Source organism: Bacillus sp. XT-4, assembly GCF_050864245.1.
Classification (GTDB): Bacteria; Bacillota; Bacilli; order Bacillales; family Bacillaceae; genus Bacillus; species Bacillus altitudinis.
In genome coordinates, this window is record NZ_JBPAFI010000002.1 from 76,175 (window position 1) to 100,878 (window position 24,704).

At 40.2% G+C, this 24,704-nt stretch carries 27 protein-coding genes and 1 pseudogene; 8 read left to right on the forward strand and 20 right to left on the reverse strand.

From position 1 onward, the window contains the following. Both ACRRMM_RS05640 and spoVK read right to left on the reverse strand, forming a co-directional pair. A pseudogene (locus ACRRMM_RS05640) lies at positions 1–297 on the reverse strand (GTPase HflX); the annotation flags it as partial. Between the two features lie 120 nt (positions 298–417). Beyond that, complete coding sequence (gene spoVK / locus ACRRMM_RS05645; protein WP_008344008.1) at positions 418–1,377, reverse strand: stage V sporulation protein K; 960 nt, start codon at positions 1,375–1,377, stop codon at positions 418–420. Between the two features lie 320 nt (positions 1,378–1,697). Here spoVK and ACRRMM_RS05650 point away from each other — a divergent pair, with 320 nt between their 5' ends. Continuing rightward, positions 1,698–2,456, forward strand: a complete 759-nt coding sequence (locus ACRRMM_RS05650) for an N-acetylmuramoyl-L-alanine amidase (RefSeq protein ID WP_060832344.1) — start codon at positions 1,698–1,700, stop codon at positions 2,454–2,456. A 55-nt stretch (positions 2,457–2,511) separates the two neighbouring features. On the opposite strand, the gene ACRRMM_RS05655 is transcribed toward ACRRMM_RS05650, so the two are convergent. The 9 genes from ACRRMM_RS05655 to ACRRMM_RS05695 all read right to left on the reverse strand — a co-directional run bounded on the left by ACRRMM_RS05655 (position 2,512) and on the right by ACRRMM_RS05695 (position 9,387). Next, on the reverse strand, positions 2,512–3,129 hold the full coding sequence (locus ACRRMM_RS05655; protein ID WP_428828942.1) for a hypothetical protein: 618 nt from the start codon (positions 3,127–3,129) through the stop codon (positions 2,512–2,514). Between the two features lie 84 nt (positions 3,130–3,213). Further along, positions 3,214–4,194 carry a class 1b ribonucleoside-diphosphate reductase subunit beta gene (gene nrdF / locus ACRRMM_RS05660; RefSeq protein WP_008344010.1) on the reverse strand — a complete coding sequence of 327 codons (981 nt, stop codon included), beginning with the start codon at positions 4,192–4,194 and terminating at the stop codon, positions 3,214–3,216. Between the two features lie 17 nt (positions 4,195–4,211). Further along, positions 4,212–6,314 carry a class 1b ribonucleoside-diphosphate reductase subunit alpha gene (gene nrdE, locus ACRRMM_RS05665; RefSeq protein ID WP_017359033.1) on the reverse strand — a complete coding sequence of 701 codons (2,103 nt, stop codon included), beginning with the start codon at positions 6,312–6,314 and terminating at the stop codon, positions 4,212–4,214. Continuing rightward, positions 6,274–6,666: a class Ib ribonucleoside-diphosphate reductase assembly flavoprotein NrdI gene (gene nrdI, locus ACRRMM_RS05670; RefSeq protein WP_017359034.1), complete on the reverse strand. Its 393-nt coding sequence runs from the start codon at positions 6,664–6,666 to the stop codon at positions 6,274–6,276. Before nrdI ends, nrdE begins: the two co-directional genes overlap by 41 nt. 265 nt (positions 6,667–6,931) lie before the next feature. Further along, on the reverse strand, positions 6,932–7,144 hold the full coding sequence (locus ACRRMM_RS05675) for a hypothetical protein (RefSeq protein ID WP_003212415.1): 213 nt from the start codon (positions 7,142–7,144) through the stop codon (positions 6,932–6,934). A 79-nt stretch (positions 7,145–7,223) separates the two neighbouring features. Beyond that, positions 7,224–7,556: a YmzC family protein gene (locus ACRRMM_RS05680; RefSeq protein ID WP_046343575.1), complete on the reverse strand. Its 333-nt coding sequence runs from the start codon at positions 7,554–7,556 to the stop codon at positions 7,224–7,226. Positions 7,557–7,718: 162 nt separating this feature from the next. Then, positions 7,719–7,940: an RNA chaperone Hfq gene (hfq, locus tag ACRRMM_RS05685; protein ID WP_003211269.1), complete on the reverse strand. Its 222-nt coding sequence runs from the start codon at positions 7,938–7,940 to the stop codon at positions 7,719–7,721. A 25-nt stretch (positions 7,941–7,965) separates the two neighbouring features. Continuing rightward, on the reverse strand, positions 7,966–8,916 hold the full coding sequence (gene miaA, locus ACRRMM_RS05690; RefSeq protein WP_017359035.1) for a tRNA (adenosine(37)-N6)-dimethylallyltransferase MiaA: 951 nt from the start codon (positions 8,914–8,916) through the stop codon (positions 7,966–7,968). 69 nt (positions 8,917–8,985) lie between these two features. Beyond that, on the reverse strand, positions 8,986–9,387 hold the full coding sequence (locus ACRRMM_RS05695) for a YmaF family protein (RefSeq protein ID WP_007499437.1): 402 nt from the start codon (positions 9,385–9,387) through the stop codon (positions 8,986–8,988). A gap of 104 nt (positions 9,388–9,491) precedes the next feature. On the opposite strand from ACRRMM_RS05695, the gene ACRRMM_RS05700 reads away from it, so the two are divergent. From ACRRMM_RS05700 to ACRRMM_RS05715, 4 genes are all read left to right on the forward strand, one after another. Then, positions 9,492–9,734, forward strand: coding sequence for a hypothetical protein (locus ACRRMM_RS05700; protein WP_025207366.1), 243 nt, complete (start codon positions 9,492–9,494; stop codon positions 9,732–9,734). Positions 9,735–9,846: 112 nt separating this feature from the next. Next, positions 9,847–10,389 (forward strand): TetR/AcrR family transcriptional regulator, encoded by a 543-nt coding sequence (locus tag ACRRMM_RS05705; RefSeq protein ID WP_008344015.1) that lies wholly within the window; start codon positions 9,847–9,849, stop codon positions 10,387–10,389. A 2-nt stretch (positions 10,390–10,391) separates the two neighbouring features. Further along, positions 10,392–10,709 carry a DMT family transporter gene (locus ACRRMM_RS05710; RefSeq protein WP_017367286.1) on the forward strand — a complete coding sequence of 106 codons (318 nt, stop codon included), beginning with the start codon at positions 10,392–10,394 and terminating at the stop codon, positions 10,707–10,709. 15 nt (positions 10,710–10,724) lie between these two features. Further along, a complete protein-coding gene (locus ACRRMM_RS05715; protein WP_017359037.1) occupies positions 10,725–11,084 on the forward strand; it encodes a DMT family transporter in 360 nt (119 codons plus the stop codon). Between the two features lie 46 nt (positions 11,085–11,130). Here ACRRMM_RS05715 and ACRRMM_RS05720 read toward each other — a convergent pair whose 3' ends face one another. After that, positions 11,131–11,580, reverse strand: a complete 450-nt coding sequence (locus tag ACRRMM_RS05720) for an OsmC family protein (protein WP_052320353.1) — start codon at positions 11,578–11,580, stop codon at positions 11,131–11,133. Between the two features lie 76 nt (positions 11,581–11,656). Beyond that, on the reverse strand, positions 11,657–12,391 hold the full coding sequence (locus ACRRMM_RS05725; RefSeq protein WP_017359039.1) for a poly-gamma-glutamate hydrolase family protein: 735 nt from the start codon (positions 12,389–12,391) through the stop codon (positions 11,657–11,659). Between the two features lie 583 nt (positions 12,392–12,974). Between ACRRMM_RS05725 and ACRRMM_RS05730 the strand changes: the two genes are divergently transcribed. Beyond that, a complete protein-coding gene (locus tag ACRRMM_RS05730) occupies positions 12,975–14,300 on the forward strand; it encodes a S8 family peptidase (RefSeq protein ID WP_056704767.1) in 1,326 nt (441 codons plus the stop codon). A gap of 89 nt (positions 14,301–14,389) precedes the next feature. Here ACRRMM_RS05730 and ACRRMM_RS05735 read toward each other — a convergent pair whose 3' ends face one another. The 3 genes from ACRRMM_RS05735 to ACRRMM_RS05745 all read right to left on the reverse strand — a co-directional run bounded on the left by ACRRMM_RS05735 (position 14,390) and on the right by ACRRMM_RS05745 (position 17,242). Next, the gene (locus ACRRMM_RS05735) at positions 14,390–15,538 is read right to left on the reverse strand and encodes a Rap family tetratricopeptide repeat protein (RefSeq protein ID WP_025207365.1); all 1,149 of its coding nucleotides are present in this window, start codon (positions 15,536–15,538) and stop codon (positions 14,390–14,392) included. 165 nt (positions 15,539–15,703) lie between these two features. Then, positions 15,704–16,453, reverse strand: a complete 750-nt coding sequence (locus ACRRMM_RS05740) for a poly-gamma-glutamate hydrolase family protein (protein WP_345912261.1) — start codon at positions 16,451–16,453, stop codon at positions 15,704–15,706. A gap of 315 nt (positions 16,454–16,768) precedes the next feature. After that, positions 16,769–17,242, reverse strand: a complete 474-nt coding sequence (locus tag ACRRMM_RS05745; protein ID WP_007499456.1) for a CarD family transcriptional regulator — start codon at positions 17,240–17,242, stop codon at positions 16,769–16,771. A 590-nt stretch (positions 17,243–17,832) separates the two neighbouring features. Here ACRRMM_RS05745 and ACRRMM_RS05750 point away from each other — a divergent pair. After that, the gene (locus ACRRMM_RS05750) at positions 17,833–18,234 is read left to right on the forward strand and encodes a hypothetical protein (RefSeq protein WP_008344023.1); all 402 of its coding nucleotides are present in this window, start codon (positions 17,833–17,835) and stop codon (positions 18,232–18,234) included. 125 nt (positions 18,235–18,359) lie between these two features. Next, a complete protein-coding gene (bslA, locus tag ACRRMM_RS05755; protein WP_017367279.1) occupies positions 18,360–18,896 on the forward strand; it encodes a biofilm surface layer hydrophobin BslA in 537 nt (178 codons plus the stop codon). A 145-nt stretch (positions 18,897–19,041) separates the two neighbouring features. On the opposite strand, the gene ACRRMM_RS05760 is transcribed toward bslA, so the two are convergent. The 4 genes from ACRRMM_RS05760 to cotE form a co-directional block, all read right to left on the reverse strand. Beyond that, positions 19,042–19,215 carry a hypothetical protein gene (locus tag ACRRMM_RS05760; protein ID WP_432450804.1) on the reverse strand — a complete coding sequence of 58 codons (174 nt, stop codon included), beginning with the start codon at positions 19,213–19,215 and terminating at the stop codon, positions 19,042–19,044. A gap of 201 nt (positions 19,216–19,416) precedes the next feature. Further along, positions 19,417–21,318 (reverse strand): DNA mismatch repair endonuclease MutL, encoded by a 1,902-nt coding sequence (gene mutL, locus ACRRMM_RS05765; RefSeq protein ID WP_052320350.1) that lies wholly within the window; start codon positions 21,316–21,318, stop codon positions 19,417–19,419. A gap of 22 nt (positions 21,319–21,340) precedes the next feature. Beyond that, positions 21,341–23,917 (reverse strand): DNA mismatch repair protein MutS, encoded by a 2,577-nt coding sequence (gene mutS, locus ACRRMM_RS05770; protein WP_052320349.1) that lies wholly within the window; start codon positions 23,915–23,917, stop codon positions 21,341–21,343. A 124-nt stretch (positions 23,918–24,041) separates the two neighbouring features. Further along, the gene (gene cotE / locus ACRRMM_RS05775; protein ID WP_007499466.1) at positions 24,042–24,587 is read right to left on the reverse strand and encodes an outer spore coat protein CotE; all 546 of its coding nucleotides are present in this window, start codon (positions 24,585–24,587) and stop codon (positions 24,042–24,044) included. Between the last annotated feature and the right edge of the window lie 117 nt (positions 24,588–24,704).

The following is a 24,704-nucleotide window of genomic DNA, read 5'->3' on the forward strand; positions in this document are numbered from 1 at the left end:
ATCTAAGGCAGTCGCCAAAGCTTTTAACTGGCTAGGCGAAAGCTCGTCGTTAAAAATTATAACGTCACAGTCTAACTCGTCGCAAAGCACTTCAAGCTCTTCCACTTTCCCTTTCCCGATGTAAGTCGCGCTGTCTTGTCTATTTCTTTTTTGCGTCATGATGCTGACAGCTTCACCGCCAGCTGTTTTGGTTAAGGAAGCTAATTCTTCCATAGAATATTGAAAGCGTTCATCCGTTATATGCGGCAGTTGACAGCCGACAAGGATCGCTTTTTCTATCATTTCATGTTCATTCAACGTCAGTTGTTTCCTTTCTGTACTTAAGTTTCAGTAGTACCATCATACCAAACACACCACACGTATACCACCATTCGGAAGGTTTAATTTCTTGTCTCTTTACAAAAAGGATACGCCATTTCAAGAAGGCGTATCCTCTTTCATTTGCAGATCATGGCTTTTAATCGTAAGTAAGTCTTTTTTATCATAATGATCCACAAGAAGCAGCCTCATCGCCTGAGTTCGAATCGCTTTTTCAATGGTGTTTCGCACAAAACGGCCGTTGCTGAATTTGGCAGGACTCGTTGTGCTCTTGATGTGCATTAAATAGTCTCGCAGTTTCCATTCTGCCTCTTGAGTAAAGACATATTCCCGATCGGCCATCATTCGTTTTGCAATATCCATCAGCTGATCGACTGTATAATCAGGGAAGTTGATATTGATCGGAAATCTCGATTGCAGACCAGGATTTAGAGAAAGAAAATGATCCATTTCCTTGGAGTATCCAGCTAAGATGAGGATGAATTCATGCTGCTTATCCTCCATATGTTTTACAAGGGTATCAATGGCTTCTTTCCCAAAATCTTTCTCTCCTCCGCGGGCAAGAGAATAGGCTTCATCGATGAACAAAATGCCGCCTAGTGATTTTTTAATCAAATCTCTTGTTTTTTGAGCTGTATGTCCAATGTACTCTCCAACCAGATCTCCTCGTTCCGCTTCAATTAAGTGCCCCTTTGAAAGAACATTCATTTCAAAGAAAAGCTTCCCGACAAGCCGTGCAACCGTTGTTTTCCCTGTGCCGGGATTTCCTTTAAACATCATATGAAGCGCCTGCTTTCCTACCTTTAATCCTTGTTCTTGTCTTTTTTGATTCACAAAAATCCAAGCATAAATTTCTTTTATGTTTCGTTTCATTTCATCCATCCCGACAAGGCTGTTCATTTCTCGTTCTATTTCTCGTAAGATGCTGTGTTTGGCCTCATTTTTTTGCAAGGCCTCTAGGTATTCTGCCTCTGAATCTGCATCAACCAATACTTGCTTCTGTCCATTAAGTATAATGTTGATTTGGCCGTTATTTTTATATGTGACAGCTCGCTCCAACGTATTCACCTCTCGCTCTTCTCTCTTTAATCTATTCGGGTGGAGCTGTAATCGTGACAATCGCCCGCACTAGCATCGGTTTACTGTCAAAATGACCCGAGATACCGGTTATTGTAGGGGATTGTGCGGTTTCCCAGGAAATGATGTGCTATTTCCATTGTATTCATCCATTTCGGGCGGACAAACCAACAATTTGTTTTTTCTTAGAAAAATGGCGCTTTTTCATCACAAATTGTGCAGAAAAGAGTCTCGATGATTTCCGCATTTTGTACAGGCAATTTTTCTATTTCCTCATAAAATAAAGACGAGGTGATGAATAGATGGTGAAAATTTTTATTGATCCTGGCCACGGAGGAACAGATTCTGGAGCTGCTGCTAATGGACTTTTGGAGAAAAATATCACACTGCAAATTGCGCTTTTTCTGAGAGATATGTTGATTAGTGAATATGATGGGGTTTCCGTCCGCTTAAGTCGTTCAATTGACCAATCCGTCACGTTATCCCAGCGTACGAATGCGGCAAACAGTTGGGGAGCTGACTATTTCGTGTCTATTCATATTAATGCTGGCGGAGGCACAGGTTTTGAAAGTTATGTGTATCCTGGCGTTTCAGCACCAACCACCACGTATCGCAATGCTCTTCATGATGAGATTGTCCGCTCCGTTGATTTTGCCGACCGTGGCAAGAAAACAGCGAACTTCCACGTTCTTCGGGAAACTTCTATGTCTGCCATTTTAACTGAAAACGGTTTCATCGATACGATAGCTGATGCAAATAAGCTCCGTAACGCTACTTTCCTTCAAGGGATCGCTCGTGCTCATGCCACTGGATTAGAAAAAGCCCTTCAATTGAAAAAAAAAGCAAGTAACCTATATAAAGTGCAAGCAGGGGCTTTCAAGGTCAAAGCCAATGCGGATGAACTAGCAGCTACACTCAGATCCAAAGGATTTGAAGCGCTGGTCGTACTGGATAGCGGCATGTACCGAGTCCAAGCTGGTGCTTTCCGTTCAAAGCAAAATGCAGATGACCTCGTCGCTCGATTAAAGCAGGCCGGTCACGACGCATTCGTTTTTCAATAATCTAAAAAACAAACCGGCTCAAGTCACCTTTAGAGCCGGTTTGTTGTCTATCCAATTATGCTAAAATGTTCACGACAAATTGAGACCATGTTTCAAGACGATCGAAGTACTCAGGCTTTTTCAAATCTGTTACTTTCATCCATTTTCCTGAGATTTGATCTGTTTCTTTTACTTCTACATGAGCACCTGGTGATAATTCAAGGGCTGATAACAGTCCGATGTGCACACGGCCGACACTGTTGTCATCATCATTAATAAGTCCAAGGGTTTTCATCTCAAGTTTGTCTTCTTCTTGAATCGAAAGTTCCTCGTCCAGTTCACGATCGGTATTTTCTTTTAGAATCTCAGCAAATTTTTTTCCTTCAATGAAATTCATATGACCGCCAAAGCCAAGAGATAACTTATGATGTAAGCGAGTCTCTCCCCCGCCTTGAAGTCTTTCATATACATACACTTCGTCCTCACGCTTAATCACGACATAAGGTATCGGCTGTTTGAAGTCAGGATTTTCTTCTGCATCGCCTCTTCGCATCTGTTCGAAGTGCTCTTCGATTTCTTTCATTATGGTGCTGATTGTTTTCTCTTCACTATTCACACCATTAAACGCAAGTGTTTCGTTTTGGAACAAGCGTGCGCGCGGTGCAACTAAAATGATTTCGTCCATTTTTCCCATGTTCGGTAACCTCCAGTATGTAACACATTGTTAGAAATGGCAAAAAGCCAAAACGAGTGATGCGTTTTGACTTTTGCGTTTTACTTATGATTCATCTCCAAAGAAGAAATCATCATCTTTTAACGGCTCAACTGTTGCTTTTTTGTAGCCGTTCCCTTTCATTGAGAAGAAGTCATGTGACTTTGTTTTTGTATTGAGTCCGTTCAATACAATTGGGTTGATCTCTTCTTCTTCAAAGTAAGGGGCAAATCCAAGGTTCATTAACGCTTTATTGGCATTGTAACGAATGAACTTTTTCACATCATGCGATAAATTGACTTGGTCATAAATATCCTCAGTGTAATGAAGTTCATTTTCATAAAGCTCATTAAGCAGATCGATAGAGAAATCATAAAGCTCTTTTTGCACGTCAGGTGTTTGTTTGTTGTAAATTTCTTGTGCTAACAATCCAACATACACACCGTGAATCGCTTCATCGCGCAAAATCAAGTTAATGATTTCACCACTTTGCATGAGCTTTCCTTGACCGTAGAAATATAGCGGGTAGTAAAAGCCGCTATAGAATAGGAAGCTTTCTAAATACACTGAAGCAACCATTGCTTTAAATAAGGAAATCGGGTCATCCTTTTGAATGGAACGGTACAGACCTACAATCATATCTGCTTTCTTTTGCAAGAATTTATTTTTCTTGACCCATTCAAATACTTCACTAATCGTTTCAGTCGGTGCAAGCGTCATGAAGATATTTGAGTATGATTTTGCATGCACGGCATTTTCCATCATGGCCATAAAGTTTAACACGGCTTTACGCTGATGACCGTCCACATGTTCAGCCACTATCGGCATTCCTGTATTTCCTTGTTCTGTATCAAGTAACGTCAGTCCAGCCAGTACCTTCATGTACGTATCTCGCTCTTCTTCGCCTAAATATTTCCATGTTAAGAGATCCCCGTTTAAGGAAATCTCTTCTGGAAGCCAGAATTGCTTGACGTTTTGGTTGTAAAACATTTGTGTAAAATCGTCTTCGTGTTTTGACCAGTTGGCTGCATCATAAATTTTTGTCACGTTAAACTCTCCTTTAATCAAACAACACAAGAAAGACAGCCTTCCTGCCCTGTATCCTTCGTTCTTGCATAATAAAGTGTCTTAATGCCTTTATGGTGTGCATAAAGATCGATGCGGTTTAAGTCACGCGTTGTCATCGTATCTTTTAGGAATAATGTAAAGCTAATTCCTTGATCGACGTGCTGCTGAATGGTTGCGATCATATCGACTACTTTAAACATGTCCATATCGTATGCTTCTTTATAGAAGAACCAGTTTTGTGCTGAAAGTCCTGGCATTGGATAATACGTTTTGCTGTTTCCGTATGTTCTTTCTTCGATACGTTCCATAATTGGCATTACAGAAGCTGTTGCCGATTGAACATACGAAATAGAACCTGTTGGCGCAATACATAATCGATAGCTATGGTACATGCCATTTTCCGCTACAAAGTCTTTGAGTGCTGCCCAATCTTCTTTTGTTGGAATGTGCATGCCTTCAAATAGCGCAGCCGCTTTTTCTGTTTTTGGAGTGAAATCATTTTCTACGTATTTATTGAAGTACTCACCTGTTGCATAACCAGAGCCCTCATAACGATGGAATGTTTCCCCTTTTTCTTTTGCAAGCTCACTTGAACGCTTAATGGAGTAATAGTTCACCATCATAAAGAACGTATTAGCGAAATCTCTTGCTTCTTCACTTTCATAAGCGATTTGGTTTTGAGCTAAATACCCATGAAGGTTCATCGCACCAAGTCCAATCGACTTCATCGCTTTGTTCGCTTTTCTAACAGCTGGTGCATTGCGGATATCTGTTGTTTCAGACACAAGTGTAAGTGAGTCCGTTGCAAGCTTGACTGTTTTTTCAATGGATTTGTTTTTCATCACGTTCATGATATTTAAAGAACCAAGGTTACAAGAAATATCAAGTCCGATCTCATCATCTTGATCATAGTCCGTGTAAGAAGAGACTTCTGAAGCTTGAAGTACTTCTGAGCAAAGGTTTGAGAATTTCACACGTGAAATATGGTTCAGTGCGTGCTCTCTATTCACATTATCTTGGAACATGATATATGGATAGCCTGATTCTGAGCGCAGAACAGCTAATTTTTCAAGAAGTTTTCTCGGATTGACTTTTTCTTTTTTGACTTTCGGGTTTTCTACAAGCTCGTCATACATTTCTTCCATATCCATCTCATCAAGATGCTGTCCATAAGCTTTATAAACTGTATGAGGATAGAATGTGTAAGCTGTTTTATCTTCTCTAGCAAGCTCGATAAATTTATCTGGGATGACGACACCGATCGAAAGTGTTTTCACACGAACATCTTCATCCGCAGAGATTTTTTTCGTATCTAAGAAATCGTTAATATCTCTGTGGAAAATATTCAGGTAGGCACTGCCTGAACCTTGTCTTTGTCCCATTTGATCTGCATATCGGAATGCATTATCAAGAAGTTTCATGACGCCTACGACACCTTTGGTCGCATTTTCTACATCTTTGATCGCTTCACCTTTCGCACGAAGCTTTGAAAGGTTCAAGCTGACGCCGCCGCCTAATTTAGACAGCTGCATGGAAATATCAATGGCTCTTGAAATATCATTTAATGAGTCATTCACTTCAAGCAAGAAGCAGCTCACCAGCTCACCACGTCTTTTCCGGCCTGCGTTTAAGAATGTTGGTGTACTTGGCTGATACTCTTGGTTGATCATCAGTTCCACAAACTCAAGTGCTTTCTTTTTGTCTCCACCCGCAAAGAAAAGAGCCACAACTGAAATGCGGTCTTCATAGCGTTCAAGGATTTTCTTTTTGTCATTTGTTTTCAGTGCATAGTCATTGTAAAACTTAAACGCACTCATAAATGATGGGAATCTAAATTTCTTGGCATATGCAGCTTCAAATACTTCTTTAATATCTGACATGCTGTATTGTCTTAAAAATTCTTCCTCATAGTAGTCGTTTTCTATTAAGTAATCAATCTTCTCTTCTAGATTATGAAAGAAGACCGTGTTTTGATTAATATAATCTACGAAATAACTATGTACAGCTTCTTTGTCCTTGTCGAACTGAAACTTTCCTTCTTTTTGAATCATAATCTCGTTATTTAATTGTATCCACTTTGGAACCTGATTTTGTGACAATTCTTTCTACCTCCTGTGTAAACAATTCAACATCCCTTTTTGTTCCGCTTAGTTCAAAGGTGTGCAAAATAGGAACTTGATATTGTTTAGAAATCGTATCAGCGCTTTTGGCAAAGTTATCTCCCCACACTTTGTTCCCACTCACCGCTACACCTAGTAAAAGGTGCGCATTTTTCTCTAAAAATGACTGAGTGGTACCAGGGACTTGTCCAAATCCTGTCGTAAAGGTGACGAGAATAAACGGCGTATCCAAAAACTCTTCTCCAGTCAATTTTCGTTTGTCTGTAAAAGGGGTCTTGTCCAAAAAGCGTTGAACATTTCCTGTTTTTGAATCAAATACGATTTGAATCAATTCCATCACGACCTAGTTTTTAGTATTGTTGATCATTTCGTTATTCACTATATATAGTATACTATGTTTTTTCAAAACACAATATATAGATGCTCGAAACGAAAAAAATCAACCAACCCGGCCGAACATTCATAGCCGAACTCGTACGTTCAAATAAATAGAGCAGAGCAGGTTCTAAAAATAGACTGCCCTACTCCCTATTCAACTGAAACCGAAATCTATCATAACACGAAAAAAAATCGCTTAGTAGACTAGACTTTTTGTTTTATTTTTTGTAGGCATCGCACTGTAAATCTTCTGACACTTCTGTTATTTCCACTTCAACACCTAATTCTTTCAGCACCGCTTCAAGCGCAGAGACGATCGAGGCTTCTCTTACTAACTCTTTCCCGTTTACAGAAACGCTTGTTCCATATTCGAAACAGGAGTCATCTTCACAAGTTTGTTCCCAATGATTAATTTTAATTTTGTGTGTCATGAACTCATCCTTTTCTGTCTAGATGTCTGATGCATGTTTATAGTGTAGCGACTTCACATTCATTTGTAAATTTACGTGCTTACTCTTCATCAAAGTCTTCACTATCACCATCATCTTCATCCCATTCATCTATGTACTTTGTCGTAATGAGCGTCAGCTCTCCTTCTTTTTCATCAAACCGGTATACATGTACTTCATCATCTTTCACAACAGCAATGTGATTATTTTTTAGCGCAACAGATGATGGCAAAAGACCATCAACACGGCTCCCATCATGCTCACAAGAATGGTTATGCCAACTTTCTTGTCTCGTTTCGATGTTCGAGATGGCGCATGATCCAAATAAGACAACGATTCCAATCAAAAGAAGGATCACTCTAATCCTTCTTAATTCAAGCTCTGCATTTTCCATATAAATCCCCTCACCCTTTTAAATGTCCAATAAGGATTTATACGCAACTTGGACAGAAAAGTTTCATGGCATGCAAAATAGCCCCTCTGCACTGACAAAAAACGTAGCGGGTTTCGGCCGGTTTATTCGCAGCTGCATGGGGCTATTGGTGAAAACGGGTGTTTATTCTAATTCAAGATTTACATTTTTTTGAGGTGCAAATGTTGAAATCGCATGTTTATAAATAAGCTGCTGCTTCCCTTCTGTCTCAAGCAGCACCGTGAAATTGTCAAATCCCTTTACTTGACCGCGAAGCTGAAAGCCATTCAGTAAAAATACTGTGACAAATGTATTGTCTTTGCGGATCTGATTCAAAAATTGGTCCTGAATATTAATCGGTTTCATGTTTCGTCCTCCTTGATTCTGATAACTACAGTTTCGCTTTAAGTCCAAGCTTTCCTGCTATATATGCGAAAATTTCCTCTTTTTTGTCCGAAAAGTGGCAAGGTGGTGTCATATCAAACCAGGTGACATCCATTTTATTACGGAACCACGTAAACTGACGCTTCGCATATCTTCGGGAATTTTGTTTTAATTGCTGGATGGCTTCATCAAGTGAGCAGTTGCCTTGAAAATAGGCATACAACTCTTTATAACCAATCGCTTGAACAGACTGACAATCTTTCAAACCAGATTGATAAAGTGCGCTCACTTCTTCAATTAAGCCTTCATCTAACATCATATCAATTCTTTGATGAATGCGCTCGTACAAAAGCTCTCGGTCCATTTTCAGCCCAATGAAGGCAGTGTCATACAGAGGAACTTCTTGATGCCCGTTTTGCATATCAGACATTTTCTGACCTGTTGTATGGATGATTTCAAGCGCCCTGATCACGCGGCGGACGTTATTCGGATGAATCGCTTTTGCAGCGTCAGGATCGGCTTCTTTTAGCTTTTCATACAGCTTGATCGGTCCATGCTGCTGCTTAAACAGCGTCATCTCTTCTCTAAAAGCAGGATCACTTTTCTCATCAGTAAACGTGTAATCATATAAAACAGACTGAATATATAGCCCAGTTCCACCAACAATCATGGGCGTTTTTCCTCTCGCAGCAATCTCTTTGATTTTTAAGCGGACAAGCTGCTGAAATTCAGCTGTAGAAAACGATTCATCCGGTTGTTTAATATCGATTAAATGGTGCGGAACGCCATTCATTTCTTCAGGGGTGATTTTCGCTGTGCCAATATCCATCCCTTTATAGATCTGCATGGAATCCCCGCTGATAATTTCTCCATTAAATGCTTTCGCTATATCAATGCTCAGCTTTGTTTTTCCGACAGCCGTCGGACCTACTAATACAATCACTGGTTGTTTTTTCATAACATCACTCTCTTTTACAAACTGCCTACAGTATAGCATAACTTCTCTTTCTCTCCTATATACTCCTCGTCACCAGCCAAGTGGTTCATTCCCGACCACTTCATATGTCTTTCCTTTTAAACGGTGCTTATGCGTTGGCCTTTCTTCATCTGGACTGTAAACGACTCCCCCGTATGGAATCGGGACAGAATCGGTATAGGCAGAAAACGTGACTTCCTCAATTTCATGGTAGTGCGTCCCGTCCACTCTTGGGATAGCAGGTCCAGTGACGCCATAATATCTATGAAAATGCCCTCTTTCAAATGACGTGATCCCCCGATAATAATGAGTATGTCTATCGGTACTGCTTCCATTCACAGGCTGAGAAATACCTTCTATTAAATGATAATGTTCTTCGGTTACATCCGTTCGCGCTTTATAAGCATGTGCATGAGGTGGACATTTAGCCCAATCAGACGGATACAGGCCCATTTTTTACATTCCTCCTTATTTTAGGCATTCACCCAAACACAAGTGGGCCACTCGAATACACTGATGTCAGTTACAGTGATTTTATGTGAAAGGAGTCTTTTTTTATGAATTATTTTGACGCACCGTTTGTTCAAGATGAGATGAGAAGACCTTTTGGTTTTGGAAGACCTGGGTTTGGGTTTGGGCGCCCTGGTTTTGGCTATGGGAGACCTGGATTTTTTGGACCGCCATTTTTAGGTGGTTTTGCTGGTGGGCTTCTAGCTGGGTCGCTTCTTGCTCCAGGATATGGCTATGGTTATCCTTATCCACCCCCATACCCGCCATATGGACCATACCCTTATTATTAAATATGACGATTTAGTGAAAACATCCTCTTATAAAATGAATCGATTGACACGTTTGTTTTTCATAGGTTAACATTTACTTTACCGACCGTTCAGTAAAGTAGGTGTTTTTTTTATGTCTAAAACGAAAAAAGAACAAATTTTTGAGGCAGCAGCTCACACCATTCTAAAAGAAGGATTGAGTCAGCTCACCCTTCAGCAGGTGGCAGAACATGCAAATATGACCAAAGCTGGGCTACTGTATCATTTTTCAAGCAAGGAAGACCTGATCCAGCAAATGAATGAGCATGCGGTTGCCTCTTTTCGTCAGCAGCTTGACACGTATCAGGAAACATACAAAAACGAAAAGGCGCCTTATGTACGTGCCTATATATTGGCCACATTAAATGATCTTGATAGGCAAAACACCACACAGCTATGTACAAGTATGCTGGCAACCATGTCATTTGATGAAGCGTTATTAAATCCTTGGCGTCATTTTTATGCGGAATTTAAAGAAAAAGCAGCCGAGGAAATCAATGACCCTGCACTTAGCCAATTGATCCGTCTTGCCTGTGATGGCATATGGTTTTCAGAAATGTTTCAGCTTGAACCATTGAATCGAGAGGAAAAAACCCTTTTACTTCATCGGATTTTACACATTTTAGAGGAGGGATGATGATGATCCTCGGATATCTTTTTTTGGCTATCGCCATTTTTTCAGAAGCGATTGGGGCAGCGATGCTGAAACTATCAAATGGTTTCACACGCTTTAAACCTAGCGCTGTCGTTGTCGCTGGCTATACACTTGCTTTTTACATGCTGTCATTGACCCTAAATATCATTCCACTTAGCATGTCTTACGCCACATGGTCTGGGGTAGGTACCGTCCTCACGGCTTTTTTTGGCGTGCTCTTTTTCAAAGAAACCTTGAACCGTCAAGCACTTATTGGAATGGCAATGCTTGTTTCAGGGGTCGTACTATTAAATATGTCTTAAAGGATGTGAAGTGATATGAAAGGAATGCTTTATTTAACAGGAGCCATTTTGACAGAGGTGTTTGGCAGTACGATGCTGAAGCTTTCGCAAGGTTTTACACAGGTGCTGCCGAGTATGGGGGTCCTGATCGGATTTGGATGCGCCTTTACCTTTCTCAGTTTGGCACTCAAAACAATTGAGCTATCATCTGCATATGCCACTTGGTCTGGGGTCGGTACAGCACTTACTGCTCTAGTGGGCCTCGTGCTATTTAACGAAACCATTCATATGAAAGGATTCATTGGTCTTGCACTTGTCATATGCGGCGTCATTGTCTTAAATCAATCCAAAAAACAAAAGAAAGAACCCTTCGATCAAACCGAATGGACCTCATAAAAAAAGTCATTTTCTCCATTAATCAAGAGAAAATGACTTTTTTATCTTAATCACCAGCTTTGATGGTTTCTTCTAAGGAAATATGGACATTCCCTTGCACAGCTCTAGAGATCATACATGAGCTTTCCGCTTTATGTGCCAGCTTACGAGCTCGTTCTATGTCCTGTGCTGTAGCAGACTCTTTGAGAATGATGACAGGACGGTGAATGATTTTCTCATATGTAAACACACCGTTTGTCACATCGACAACTGCCTCAGAGCTCATCGATAGATCCTCTTTCTCTAATTGACTCCGCTCCATCATGGCTGCAAGTGTAATGATATAACATGTGGCTGCTGCACCTAGGAGCATCTCATCTGGATTTGTTCCGATACCCGGTCCATCCATTTCTTTTGGAATGGAAATCTCCGTCTTTAACTGTGCACATTCGATTGTCCCCACATCGTTACGCAGACCAGGCCAGCTTGCCTGAAGATGAAAATGATGACGCGCCATATCTGTCTCTCCTTTTGTTATCACTTTTTATAGTGTAACAAGAATTCACCTTGCTGTCTTAAGATGTGCACCATCCTTACGTATATTCTTCATCCAGCACCGTGCGAATCGCCCTGACATACCGGTAGAACGTCTCGTTTTTTGTACTCGATCGATACCGAAAATCGAAACTGTCAAATAACGCTTCCCGTTGACTTCTACTAATCTCAAGCTGTACACTTTGCCCTGTTTTTGTAAGATTATTAATATTATGATTGCTCGTTCCGCTTAGGGTTGCGTGTGCAACTGCAAGTTCAGCAGAAAAACCGTTGCGCTCTAATGAGTTCACAATTTTTTCAGCACGGTCATAGTCTGTTCCGCCAACAAGGGTGTGGTCAATTCCCGGCTCCCCTTTATATCCATGAACAGCTAATACATAATCATGTGCTTTTGCCTGTGCGACTCCGATTGGTTCATCGAAGTTTGTACTTGTAATATGAAGTTCTGATGCATTTTCTCTAAAACCTTCAAATAAGTACGTAGAAAAATCGTTATCAAAAAAATGGACAATCTCACTAACGCCGCCTTCGATTCTCCCGCCATGAGGCGACATCACTAGAAGACGGCTGCCAGGCACTGGATTGGATGTAATTTGATAATGATCTGTTGATTCATTCTCTTCCAGTTCTTTAAAATTGCGATACATATCATTTGAACCGCTTTCGTCTTCTCCACCTGATGACACTGGCTCATCATGTTCCTGTGCTTGCATGGTATAATAGACGCCCCATCCGATGACAAGCAGGAGAAGCAAAGCAAAAAACTTCTTCATTCCCGTTCTCCTTTAACAGATTTCTAAGCCGTTTCTATGATTAATATTGAATCATCATTTCTTTTCATTTTTTCCACATTTTCTCTTCAAATTTGATCATAACACTCTAGATCATGAGATTCCTCAAAAATAAGATAATTGCATTTATATACACAGAAACGCCTCTCCTGATTGAAAACAGAGTTAGAATAGTATGACAAACAAATGAAGTTATGTTTAAAATGACCTAGTCCTACCCAGTCTGTTTTCTTTAATTCGTCTTTTTTTTATGAGAATTTGATTTTTTTCATCTGGAATGAATCACATTTGTATGAGCATTGACCCTGTCTAGAACCCCCTTTTTTCTGCAAAATCCTCTGTTTTACTGGTTCTCTAAGAAGAACTCTCCCACCTATCATCGGCAGTTTCGATATGATTTCCACCTTTTTCTATTATTTTACAAAATGTAAGCGCTTTTCTTTTTAAAGGGAATGAGTCAGCCGCCAATATGAACAAAAGAAGGGACAAGAATCCGAACAAAGATGCTGTCATGTTCATAACGTAAGAGTGTACGAGAATGGATAGCTAGAATGGAGGGCATCACATGTTTGGATTTTCCATGGTACAAATGGTCAGAACACATGCTAGTAAATTGGATCAGCCTTTAAGAGAGACCGTCCTTCACCTCTATAAGCCTTTTAAGTGGACGCCTTGTTTTCTTCATCGTTTTTTTGAAGGAAGGTTAAAGAAGAGCAAGAAGCTTCGGGTCATCATTGAATTTAAAGAAGATGCAGTCGAAGCAGGTATTCAAAGCACAAAGCAGCTAATGAAAAAAAGCAGAAAAACAAACATCAAAAAACATTTTTCACATATTAACTGCTGCGCAGCTGATCTTACCCCTGCGGCTTTAGAGGAACTCTTAGCAAATGGGGAGCATATTCGCAAAATATATTTAGACAGACAGGTACATGCACTGCTGGATGTGGCGACTCAATCAAGTCATGCGGATGAAGTCGTTCGAAATGGCACAACCTTAACCGGTGAAGGCATTACGGTTGCGGTCGTTGACACAGGCGTATACCCACATGAGGACTTAGATGGAAGAATTCGCGACTTTGTAGATTTAGTCAAACAAAAAACGAAACCTTATGATGATAACGGTCATGGAACGCATTGCGCTGGGGATGTGGCTGGAGACGGAGCTGCCTCAGACGGCTTATACAAAGGACCCGCTCCAAAAGCCAATATCATTGGGGTAAAAGTGTTAAATAAACAAGGCGCTGGATCACTTTCTACTATTATAGAAGGTGTTGAATGGTGCATACAGTTCAACGAAGACCATCCTGACGACCCAATTCACATTATCAGTATGTCACTTGGCGGCGATGCGCAGCGTTATGATGACGAACAAGACGATCCGATGGTGCGCGCTGTCAATGCGGCTTGGGATCAAGGGATTGTCGTATGCGTTGCTGCTGGGAACTCCGGTCCTAACAGTCAAACAATCGCAAGCCCTGCCGTGAGTCAAAAAGTCATTACAGTCGGAGCCTATGATGATCGAAATACGCCAGAATCAAGTGACGATGTCGTGGCACCATTTTCGAGTAGAGGTCCAACGGTCTACGGTGAAACAAAGCCCGACCTCCTCGCACCAGGAGTCAATATCGTCTCTCTTAGATCACCAAGATCATTCCTAGATAAACTAGATAAATCAAGTAGAGTCGATGATGATTATACGACGTTATCTGGCACTTCGATGGCGACACCCATTTGTGCCGGTATCTGCGCACTATTATTAGAGCATTCACCAGATTTAACACCTGATGAAGTCAAAGCCTTATTAAAAGAAAATACAAGCAAGTGGTCTGGAGAGGACCCAATGATTTACGGAGCAGGTGCCATCGACGCAGAAAAAGCCATCCAAGAATAAATAAAAAAGCCCTTTACGTTTTTCGTAAAGGGTGTTGTTTTGTCTGTTTTTATGTGTGAAGTCTTTCTTCTACTTGAGCAGCTGACATGTTATGCTTCGTTCTCATACATCTCATCTCCTTTTTGAATGTGCGTACGCGCTTCGATCACAATTTCAAAAAAAGTGGAAGATTCCTTGTACATGTCGCGTTCCTTATAATAATTAGCCGCATCAAGTGCCAATTCCTCTAAATCAGCAAACATTTTTTTGTTTCGTAGTCCCAAAAGGGCTGATCTCAATTGTTCAGAGCTGTCTGTTTCTATATAGAGTGCCTGTAAAAATTGGAATTTCAATTGATAAATTTCATCTCCCAATATAGAGGCCTGATTCATGCCTTCCTTTATAGCCTCACTCGCTCGCTCCATATCTTCGAGTTTAAAACAAGTAAGAGCCAGTGAAAACAATGATTTGATCATCGTTGCAGCTTGATCTTTTTGATAAAGTGAAATGGCTTGTTCAAAGAAGACAGTCGCTGTATGATAGGTTCCCATACTATAATGACAAGTTCCTAAGTTATTGAGGGCCATCGCCTTAAAATAAGATGTGCATTCTTTTCTTTCCATTGCTTCACACACTTTTAAAGCTTTTTCTAAATACGGGAGCGCTTTTTGATGCTGACTTACATCAATCCAATTACCTGCCATCACAAAATCGCATTGAATGCTTCTTTTTCCATAAAGCTGATGTTTCTTATAGATGTCTCTCGCTTTTTTCGCATAATGCATAGAAAAATAGGTTTGTTTCATATGATAGTATACTTCAGCAATTTTATAATAAAATTCCGCTTTTTCGATCTCATCTGTCACTAAGATCAGCTGATGTTCCGCATGCTTATAATAGGAAATGGCTTCGATATACCGGTGCTGGGTAAATGCATACATTCCATGAAAAAAATGAAAGTAATAACCCAATAAACCCGTCATCTCATCTTCTGCCTCTTCAATATCTTTTGGAAATGCAACCGCTTGAAGCGATTCATTCCCTGCATGGACTGGCGTTAAGTGCTGAAGCATCATTTGATGGCGAAAATCCATGAGAGAATAATAGAGTAATAAATCTTGATCTTCTTCCATCTCATGAATGTCTTCTTCAACAAGGCGCTTCATATCGTTTGCCTGATCAACTTCAAATTTGCAAATATGTGTGTACCATTGATTGATTTTTACACCTACTTCGGAAGATGGTATTTTATGTGCCATCCACTTCAGCCCCATTCTATCATATCAAACTGATAACTATTATTTTACATAATTTATGATTTTAAGGCAAATTGTCATTTATTTCATATTTTATGTTGATTTTGCACATTTCTATCTTTTTTACCAAGTTTAAAGAGAGTACTTTTGCCCATCAAAACCTTTTTTCTACGAAGAAGGGTCGAATTCTCTAAGCACTTCTTTTAAACCACTGACATAGCGACTAAATGCTTTTTTCTTTCCTTTTCTCGTATCAAAGTTGTCAAAAAAGGCTTTTCTCTGCGCCGTACTAATTTCTAATTGGACACTTTCGCCACTTGCATTTTGATTATTAATGTTGTTTGGATCCGTTCCAGAGAGGCGCTGGCCTTTTTGCACGAGCTCTGCGGAGAAGCCCCGGTCTTTTAGTTCTCGCACAACCGCATCTTGCATTTTTTCGTTTGTCCCGCCCACAAGTGTATGTCTTCTATCACTTTTATAGCCGTGGATAGATATAGAAAAGGGATATGTTTTAATCATTTGAACCAAAATCGGTTCATCGAATTTTGTACTAGTGATATGCAAATCACGATTGTTGTCTTGTTTTGTCCCTTCAAATAAATACGTAGAGTACTTCTTTTCAAATGCTTCTACAATTTCACTTGTTCCTGGCTCAATTTCACCGCCGTGAGGAGAAAAGACAAGTAAGTCACTTCCTCCTTTTTCATGAAACTCTATCTCATAGCCGTCTCTTTCATGCCGTATAAGCTGTTTAAAACTTTCATATTGATCCCCTTTTTTTCGCTCTTTCTTATACTTTTCTACTTCTTCATAATGTTGTTTTTGCTCTTTATTTTCTTGGATAGAATGGCTGCATTTCACCATTAAAAGAGCACACAGGATGAGAAAGATGAATCCACTTATGAGTAGTCTTTTCATTTCACCGCTCCTTTTCATTCTCTTCGATGTCATCTTATCGCATTATTTTACTATCAATCGCTAAAAGAATTCAAAGAATGTCCGGCTCCTTTTCATGAATCAGGAGAACTTACCTGTTTTTTTATGTTGCCCTAGGTATTTTCGGCTTCTTTAAAACGGTTCTTGTCCAAGTAAAAACTAAATCCTATGACCTCATTTTAGTTTTAGTCAAAAACACCTACAAAATTGGGAATTTTCATCTTTTTTTCAAATAAAAAAGCTGTAAACAAAAGGAATATCTCCTTCTGTTTACAGCCAGTCTCTGTATATCCAGCATTAAACTCTTAATTCATTCTCTAATGCTGTCAGCACTTCATCTTGCGACATGCCTTGTGCAAGTGAAATTTCGCTCACTAACATGCCCCGTGCATCTTCAAGCATCTTCTTTTCACTAGAATTTAAGGCTTTTTTCTGATTACGTCTCATCAGATCTTTGACAACGTCTGCGCCATCTTCAATCGAACCTGTTTTTAGCTTTTTCAGATTTTCATCATATCTTTGCTTCCAAGTAAGCGTGTCGTCGTTTGTTTCTTCTGCAAAATTGTTCATCACAACTTTCAGCGTAGCTTGATCAGCTACCGGACGTATACCTAGTTGATTGATTCTGCCTTTTGGGACCATCATCTGCATATTCGGCATTTGAATCAGAAAATATTCCTGCGTCTTACCTAAAATCTCTTTTTCTTCCATTCCTTCAATCACACCGGCTCCATGCATTGGATAAACAATTTTATCACCTATTTGAAACAAATCCGCCACCTCCGAAAGTATTCACAATATCATTATAACACATTTCAGCAGAGGATAAAAATTTATATTTTATCATGTTAATTTAGCACTAGTCAATTCTTTTTATTTGAGTTTTTAAAGAATTAGCCTTTTTTTACAAAAGGAGCGCCACCATCCAGTCCTCGTACACCTTTCTTGCATATACTAGCATTGAGTCACATTTAGGAGGGATGACAATGTGCAAATGCAAGAGCAAACATTCCCACTCAAAATGCTATAAAAAGCATGACGATCATCACCATATGGATCCGTGTGAAAAAAAGAAGTTTTATCATAAAAAAGATGATTGGTTTGAGAGCGATTTTTGGGATACTTCAAGAAGTTACGATCCCCATTATTTTCCTAAAAGTGTCTGCAGCAGATGTAAGAAGCGTCGCAGAAAAAGACATAGCTTCTCATTTTAGTGTTTGACGCTACACCTGCTTTTTGTTTTCCCGGCTGAAAAGCCGGTTTTTTTGTTACATGTCGTTCTTTTCTTTCATATGGATAGGCTCATGAAACAGGTGCAGCTCATAAGATATGGCAACCTGAAAAAAAGGATGAGATACAAAATGAATAATATGAATAACCAAACCAACCATTACCATCAAGGAAATCCCTATCACACGTTTGAAAATGTGTATACAGCCAATCATGAGCATATGATCGCACCAAACATGCATGACCATATGAATATGCCAAATCATTATCATACCGGTAAAAAAGATGCTTATAGCGGACACCACCCGCATCATCATTCAGCCTATTCTCCTTTTACGAAGCAGTATGATCCCTATTCAAATGTACAGATGAACGATCACCATCACTTCGGTCACTACGGCGGTTATGGTATGGCTCCCCACCAGCCATACGGCTATCATGATATGCAAATGATGATGCCGGCAAATCATCATATGACAGGAAATGCTTACGGAATGAACCAACCAAATGCATTCCTACCCCGTTATTACTAAAAAACAAGAAAAATAAGGGTATAAAATACCATTTAATGACATATAGGAATATGGTAACCTTATAGGTAAATAATGGATGTAATCATCTATTATTTACCTATAATCAACCAAGGGGGAAGGAAGAAATGAAGAAAACATGGACAATCATTATGATGGGGATGCTGACATTGGTCATGGCACTCTCAGTACCGCTAGCCGCATCAGCTGAAGGGGCTAAAACAGAGGAAAGCAAAGCTTCAACGAATGCAAGGCCAGCTGCCCTTTATGCAAAAATCACAGGAGCAAGTAAACAAGAATGGTCTTTTTCTGACATTGACCTGACTTACCGTCCAAATTCTGTTCTAAGTATTGGTGCAGTTGAATTTACTTTACCAGCAGGTTTTCAAGCCACAACAAAGGATATTATCAATGGAAAAGCTTTAAAAGACAGTTACATTTTGAACAATGGAAAAACTGTCCGCATTCCAGCTCGTTTCGATTTATTCGGAAGTTCCCAATATACATTACAACTTTCTCATAAAGTACTTCCTGCTGCAGGTACATATACGTTCCGCGCAGAAAATCGTGCGATCAGCATCGGTTCCACATTTTATGCAGAGGATACGATTGATATTAATAAACGACCAGTTGTCGTCACACCGCCAAATCCTTGCGGATGCTAAACAAAAAAGCGCTCTTAGAGCGCTTTTTCTTATTTATCACATGTCTTGCCGCTGTGCTTACTGGATTTTATATAATTGTTACACCATATCTCATGATGGTCTGTCATCATTTAGTTGGCAAACCCATATATGGCGTTTTTTATTGTTATTTTTGCTCTTTTAGTTTTTTAAAAATCACAAATTGATATACGCCAAATAGTAAGGTTAGGATCATCATTGCGGTAAATAGTTGATCGACTGGAAGCAAAAAATATACGACAACAAAAGATAAAAGCAAAAGAAAGTAACCTATATTGAACGCTTTTTTAAATGTCATCATATTCCCTCCTTTTTACAATCATATCACGCTTCACCTAATCGTATAACCAAATAACAAAAACCCCTATCCATTTGAGGAAAGGGGTTATCCTTACAACATGACAGCGGATGTTTATCTTCACATCACAACAACACGAACCAAACTATCGGATTGAAACATTAATTGGTGGGCAAACCGATTCACCCACCATCTCAAACCCAGCTACATCACACGCTTAAACATCTTCTCCATTTCATATGTGGAATGATGAATCATAATCGGCCGGCCATGCGGACATGTAAATGGGTCTTGTGTTTGCCGGAGTTCATCTAATAAGGCTTTGATTTCATCGTGACGCAAATGACGATTTGCTTTAATCGAGCCTTTACAGCTCATCATGATCGCCGCTTCTTCTCTCAGTTTCTTGATATCCACACGCTTTTCATCAAGTACTTGCTGAATGATTTCTTCGATGAGTTCAGCCTCTTCTCCTTTAGGAAACCACTGCGGATGCGATCGAACGATATAGCTGCCTGATCCGAATGGCTCTAAGAAGACCCCCACTTTTGCTAAAATATCGATATGCTCTTCAATAATCAACATATCGTTTTTTGAGTAGTGAAAAGTTAATGGAACAAGCATTTCTTGCACTTCCTGTTCAATGTCTCCTACCTTTTCACGAAAGTACTCATACTTGATTCGCTCTTGGGCAGCGTGCTGATCGATGATATAAAGACCGCGTTCATTTTGAGCCAAAATATACGTTCCGTGCATTTGTCCAATCGGATACATCACAGGGACACGTTCACTTTCAGCCTGATGCTGGGCTGCACTGTCTTCCAGTATCACTTCGTCATGTTGTTCATGCGAAGCTGCAGATTCCTCTACATATACATGATCAAACGTTTCTTCAGACGATGCTGGTAAAGTCGCTTCCGTACTTTCCGGTTCACGCACCCCGTATGTGTCGTTCTGACTGGTCTCGTATACAGCCGATTCGAGCGAGTCCGGCTCATAGGAAACAGGTGTTTCCATTCGGCTATTCATTGTTTGTTTAGAATCAAAAGATAAGGACTGCTGCTCATTTTTCACTGCTGGCATTGGTGCTTTTTTTGGCACTGAAGCACTTGGAATGAGCTGTTGCTTTTGAAAGACGTCCTTAATCCCTTGTTTGATCAACTCATGAAGTTCTTGCTCTTTACTAAGTCTGACTTCAAGTTTAGAAGGATGTACGTTCACATCGACTAAAATTGGGTCCATCTTCATCTCAATAAATGTAATCGGATGGCGTCCGATCGGGAGCAGTGTATGGTATCCTTCATGAATGGCTTTCACCAGTGGGAAATGCTTGACGTATCTACCGTTGACAACAGAAGACATATAATTACGTGATGCCCTTGTCACTTCTGGTAAGGAAATATAGCCTTTTACTTCAAAATCAAGTGATTGTACATGTAGTGGCAGCATTTTTTTGGCCACTGCCGTTCCATAAATGGCCGCAAGCACATGCCGCACATCTCCGTTTCCATTTGTTTGAAGCAGCACTTTTCCTTGATGTCGCAAACGAATCGACACTTCTGGATGAGCAAGTGCAATTCGGTTCACAACATCAGAGATGTTGCCAAGCTCCGTATGAACAGTTTTCATGTATTTTAGACGGGCTGGCGTATTATAAAATAAATTGGTGACCACAATTTCGGTGCCGCGACGGCCAGAGGTTTTTTTCTCCGAAATGATCTTCCCACCTTGGAGAGCTAAGTGTGTTCCAGCACCTTCACCGGTACTTGTCTTCATTTCTAAGTGAGAGACGGAGGCAATACTTGGCAGCGCCTCCCCCCTGAAACCGAGCGTCCTGACACGAAACAGATCATTTTCATCTTTGATTTTACTCGTCGCATGACGCTGAAAGGCGAGCTTACAATCTTCAGCATCGATTCCCACCCCATTATCAATAATTCTAATAGAAGAAAGTCCTGCTTCTTCTACATCGATTTCAATGACAGTACTACTAGCATCGATCGCATTTTCCACGAGCTCCTTCACAACAGAAGCCGGGCGTTCGACCACTTCACCAGCTGCAATTTTATTTGATAGGTCATCGGATAACTGAATAATCTTTGCCATTTCTTGCTCACCTCACCTTACATTATAATTTCTTTTGCAATTCATATAGCTTTGTCATCGCTTCAAGCGGTGTCATATCCATTAAATTAAATGACTTCAATTCTTCGATCACTGCTTGATCTTTGTTTTTCAGCACAGGTTTTGTTTGCGGTTTTTCTTCCACTTCAAAGAAAGAAAGCTGCTGTTTTTCCTCAGCCATTTCTTTTTTCGGGGCTTTAGAGACGCGCGGAATCACTTCATGTGATCCGCTCTCAAGCTCCGTTAAGATGGTCTGAGCTCGATCAATGATCGCATCAGGCAGTTCAGCAAGCTGCGCTACATGGATGCCGTAGCTTTTATCCGCTGCTCCTTCTTTGATTTGATGTAAGAAAACAACTGTCCCTTCATGTTCTTCAGCTCGTACGTGGACATTTTTCAGTTCGCTTAATTGGGATTCAAGTACCGTCAGTTCATGATAATGAGTGGAGAAAAGGGTTTTGGCACCAATATGATCATGCACAAATTCAATGATTGCCTGTGCAAGAGCCATTCCATCATAAGTGCTTGTCCCGCGTCCAATTTCATCAAATAAAATCAAGCTATTCTTTGTCGCATGTACCATCGCATTTTTTGCTTCGAGCATCTCTACCATAAAAGTACTTTGACCAGAAATCAAATCATCTGCCGCCCCAATACGTGTAAAGATTTGATCAAAAATCGGAAGGGTTGCCTTTGATGCTGGCACAAAACAGCCAATTTGCGCAAGAATCGAGATCAATGCCATTTGTCTCATATATGTGCTTTTCCCTGACATATTCGGACCAGTAATGAGCAAGGTTTGTCTCCCTTTGCCCATTTGGCAGTCATTCGGCACATACTCTTGATGATCCATCACTTTTTCAACAACAGGATGACGACCATCAATGACTTCCACTTCATCTTGTGAAAATTCAGGGCGGACATAACGCCGCTTTTCACTCACAGTCGCAAAGCATTGCAGCGCATCAAGCTCACTCATTTGTTTTGCGAGCAACTGTAATCTAGGAATATACGCTTTTACTTGTTCCCGAAGCGCAGAAAATAGTTCATATTCCAATTCACTAATATTTGATTCCGCCTCAAGAATAAGGGCTTCTTTTTCTTTCAATTCAGGTGTAATATACCGCTCTGCATTGGCAAGGGTTTGTTTTCTTTCATAACGGCCTTCTTCTAATAAATGCGTATTTGCACGGGTCACTTCGATATAGTAGCCAAACACTTTATTAAAGCCGACTTTCAACGATCGAATGCCTGTATATTCTCTTTCTTGCTGTTCAAGACGAGCGATCCAATCTTTCCCGTTTCGGCTCGCATCACGATATTCATCTAATTTTGCATTGTAGCCGTCTTTAATCAAATTGCCTTCTTTTAACGTCATCGGCGGATTCTCATAAAGAGCATCTTCTAATAAATCAAGTAAATCACCGCATGGGTCAATGTCATTTGCTCTAGATTTCGCCATACCCTCTGGGAGAGAATGGACAAGCTCTTTAATAGCCGGCACTTGCTTGAGAGATTCTTTCAATTGAATAAGATCACGGGCATTCACATTTCCAAATGCCACACGGCCTGCTAGACGTTCAAGATCATACACTTGCTTTAAACGTTCTCGCAGATCCTCTCGCTCAAAGAAATGTTCCATCAGAATTTGCACCATTTCCTGGCGTTCTTTGATTTGTGAAAGGCGGATGAGCGGACGATCGATCCATTGCTTCAGCAATCTTCCACCCATTGCCGTTTTTGTTTCATCTAAGAGCCATAACAAAGAACCCTTCTTGCTTTTTGAACGGATGGTTTCTGTTAATTCAAGGTTTCTTTTTGAGTAAAGATCAATTTTCATCGTTTGTTCAAGCTGAAACACTTGAACTTGCTGAAGATGATCAAGACTCCTTTTTTGCGTTCTTCTTAAGTATTCATAGAGTGTTAAAAATGCTATTTTCAGATGTTCGTCAAGGTGAGCAACGAGTCGTTCAGCTTCATCTATTAATTCAGCGCTATCTTCGTATGAGATGGTCGCTTGGCAGCGTTCCTTCAGGGTCTTCACCGTTTCTTCATCAAGCTGCTTTGATACCACAATCTCTTTTGCACCGACAGAATAAATTTCAGACACAACTTCATCTAACCGTTCAATGAAAGCCGCCATGTTTTCACCTGTTGATAAATCGGAAAGCGCAAGACCGTAGCCATTTTGAAAGCTGGAAACAGACGCGATAAAGTTATTTTCGTTTTCATTCAGTCCTTTGCCGTCCATGACCGTACCTGGTGTAATCAGTTGAACGACCTCTCTTTTGACCACACCTTTTGCTGTTTTAGGGTCTTCCACCTGCTCACAAATGGCGACTTTATAGCCTTTTTCTATCAGTTGTTCTATGTATGCAGACGCAGAATGATATGGAACACCACACATTGGAATCGTGCCGCCATCCCTGCTTGTTAACGTAATTTCTAATTCTTGTGCTGCTTCTTTTGCATCATCAAAAAACATTTCATAAAAATCGCCTAAGCGAAAAAATAAAAAGGCATCTTGGTAATCTGCCTTGATCTTTAAATATTGCTGTATCATGGGCGTATAACTTGCCATATTTCTAATCCCTCACTATATTACTTTCGAATTCATACCATCTTTCATTATAGCATAAAAATTCACCTTTTTTCCCTAGATCAAGGCACAAAAAAACTAGGGGGATATGCGCCCTAGTCATCAATTACTCTTCTGGATCACCCGCGAGGAATTCTGGATGAATATCTTCTAATTCCTCATCCACTTCTTCTTCCCATTCGTGATCATCTTTTTCTTTCCAGCTTGAATTGACTTCTACAACAATTTTGGTTTCCCCTACTACTTCAGCAATGAATTCACGCTCTGCTTGAACGACAATTTTATTGCCATTTGGAGAAATGGTGACTTCTAAGCAATTGGGCTGCTGTAAGACTTTCGCAATCACTTCGTGCTCATCATCAAGGAAGTTTTTATCTTTATATCTCAGTTTGATGATATCTACATATTTTACACGTTCTGTGACCACTTCGGTTTTCGTGTTGTCTGCGTAAGAATACCACACGTTAATATCAAATGTACCTTCAATCTCAACTGTTTTACCGACCTTTTCAGCATCATACTTATGATTAATGATCCAACCGCCTAGGATGCTGGTTGGTTTTTGCGATGGAGAAATGGTGTGTGTGCTTTGGGTAAATTTCCTCCCTTTTGCAACCACCGCTTTTGTAATAATTTCTCTGTATTCAGACATTCCGGCATGCCTCCTTGTTCTTGATCGTTTTATCTTATGCTGGGCATTCGTCTAGTGTGTCACGATTTTGAGTCTCATGTTCAATTAAATTCATTTCTGTTTCAGTGTATGCATGGT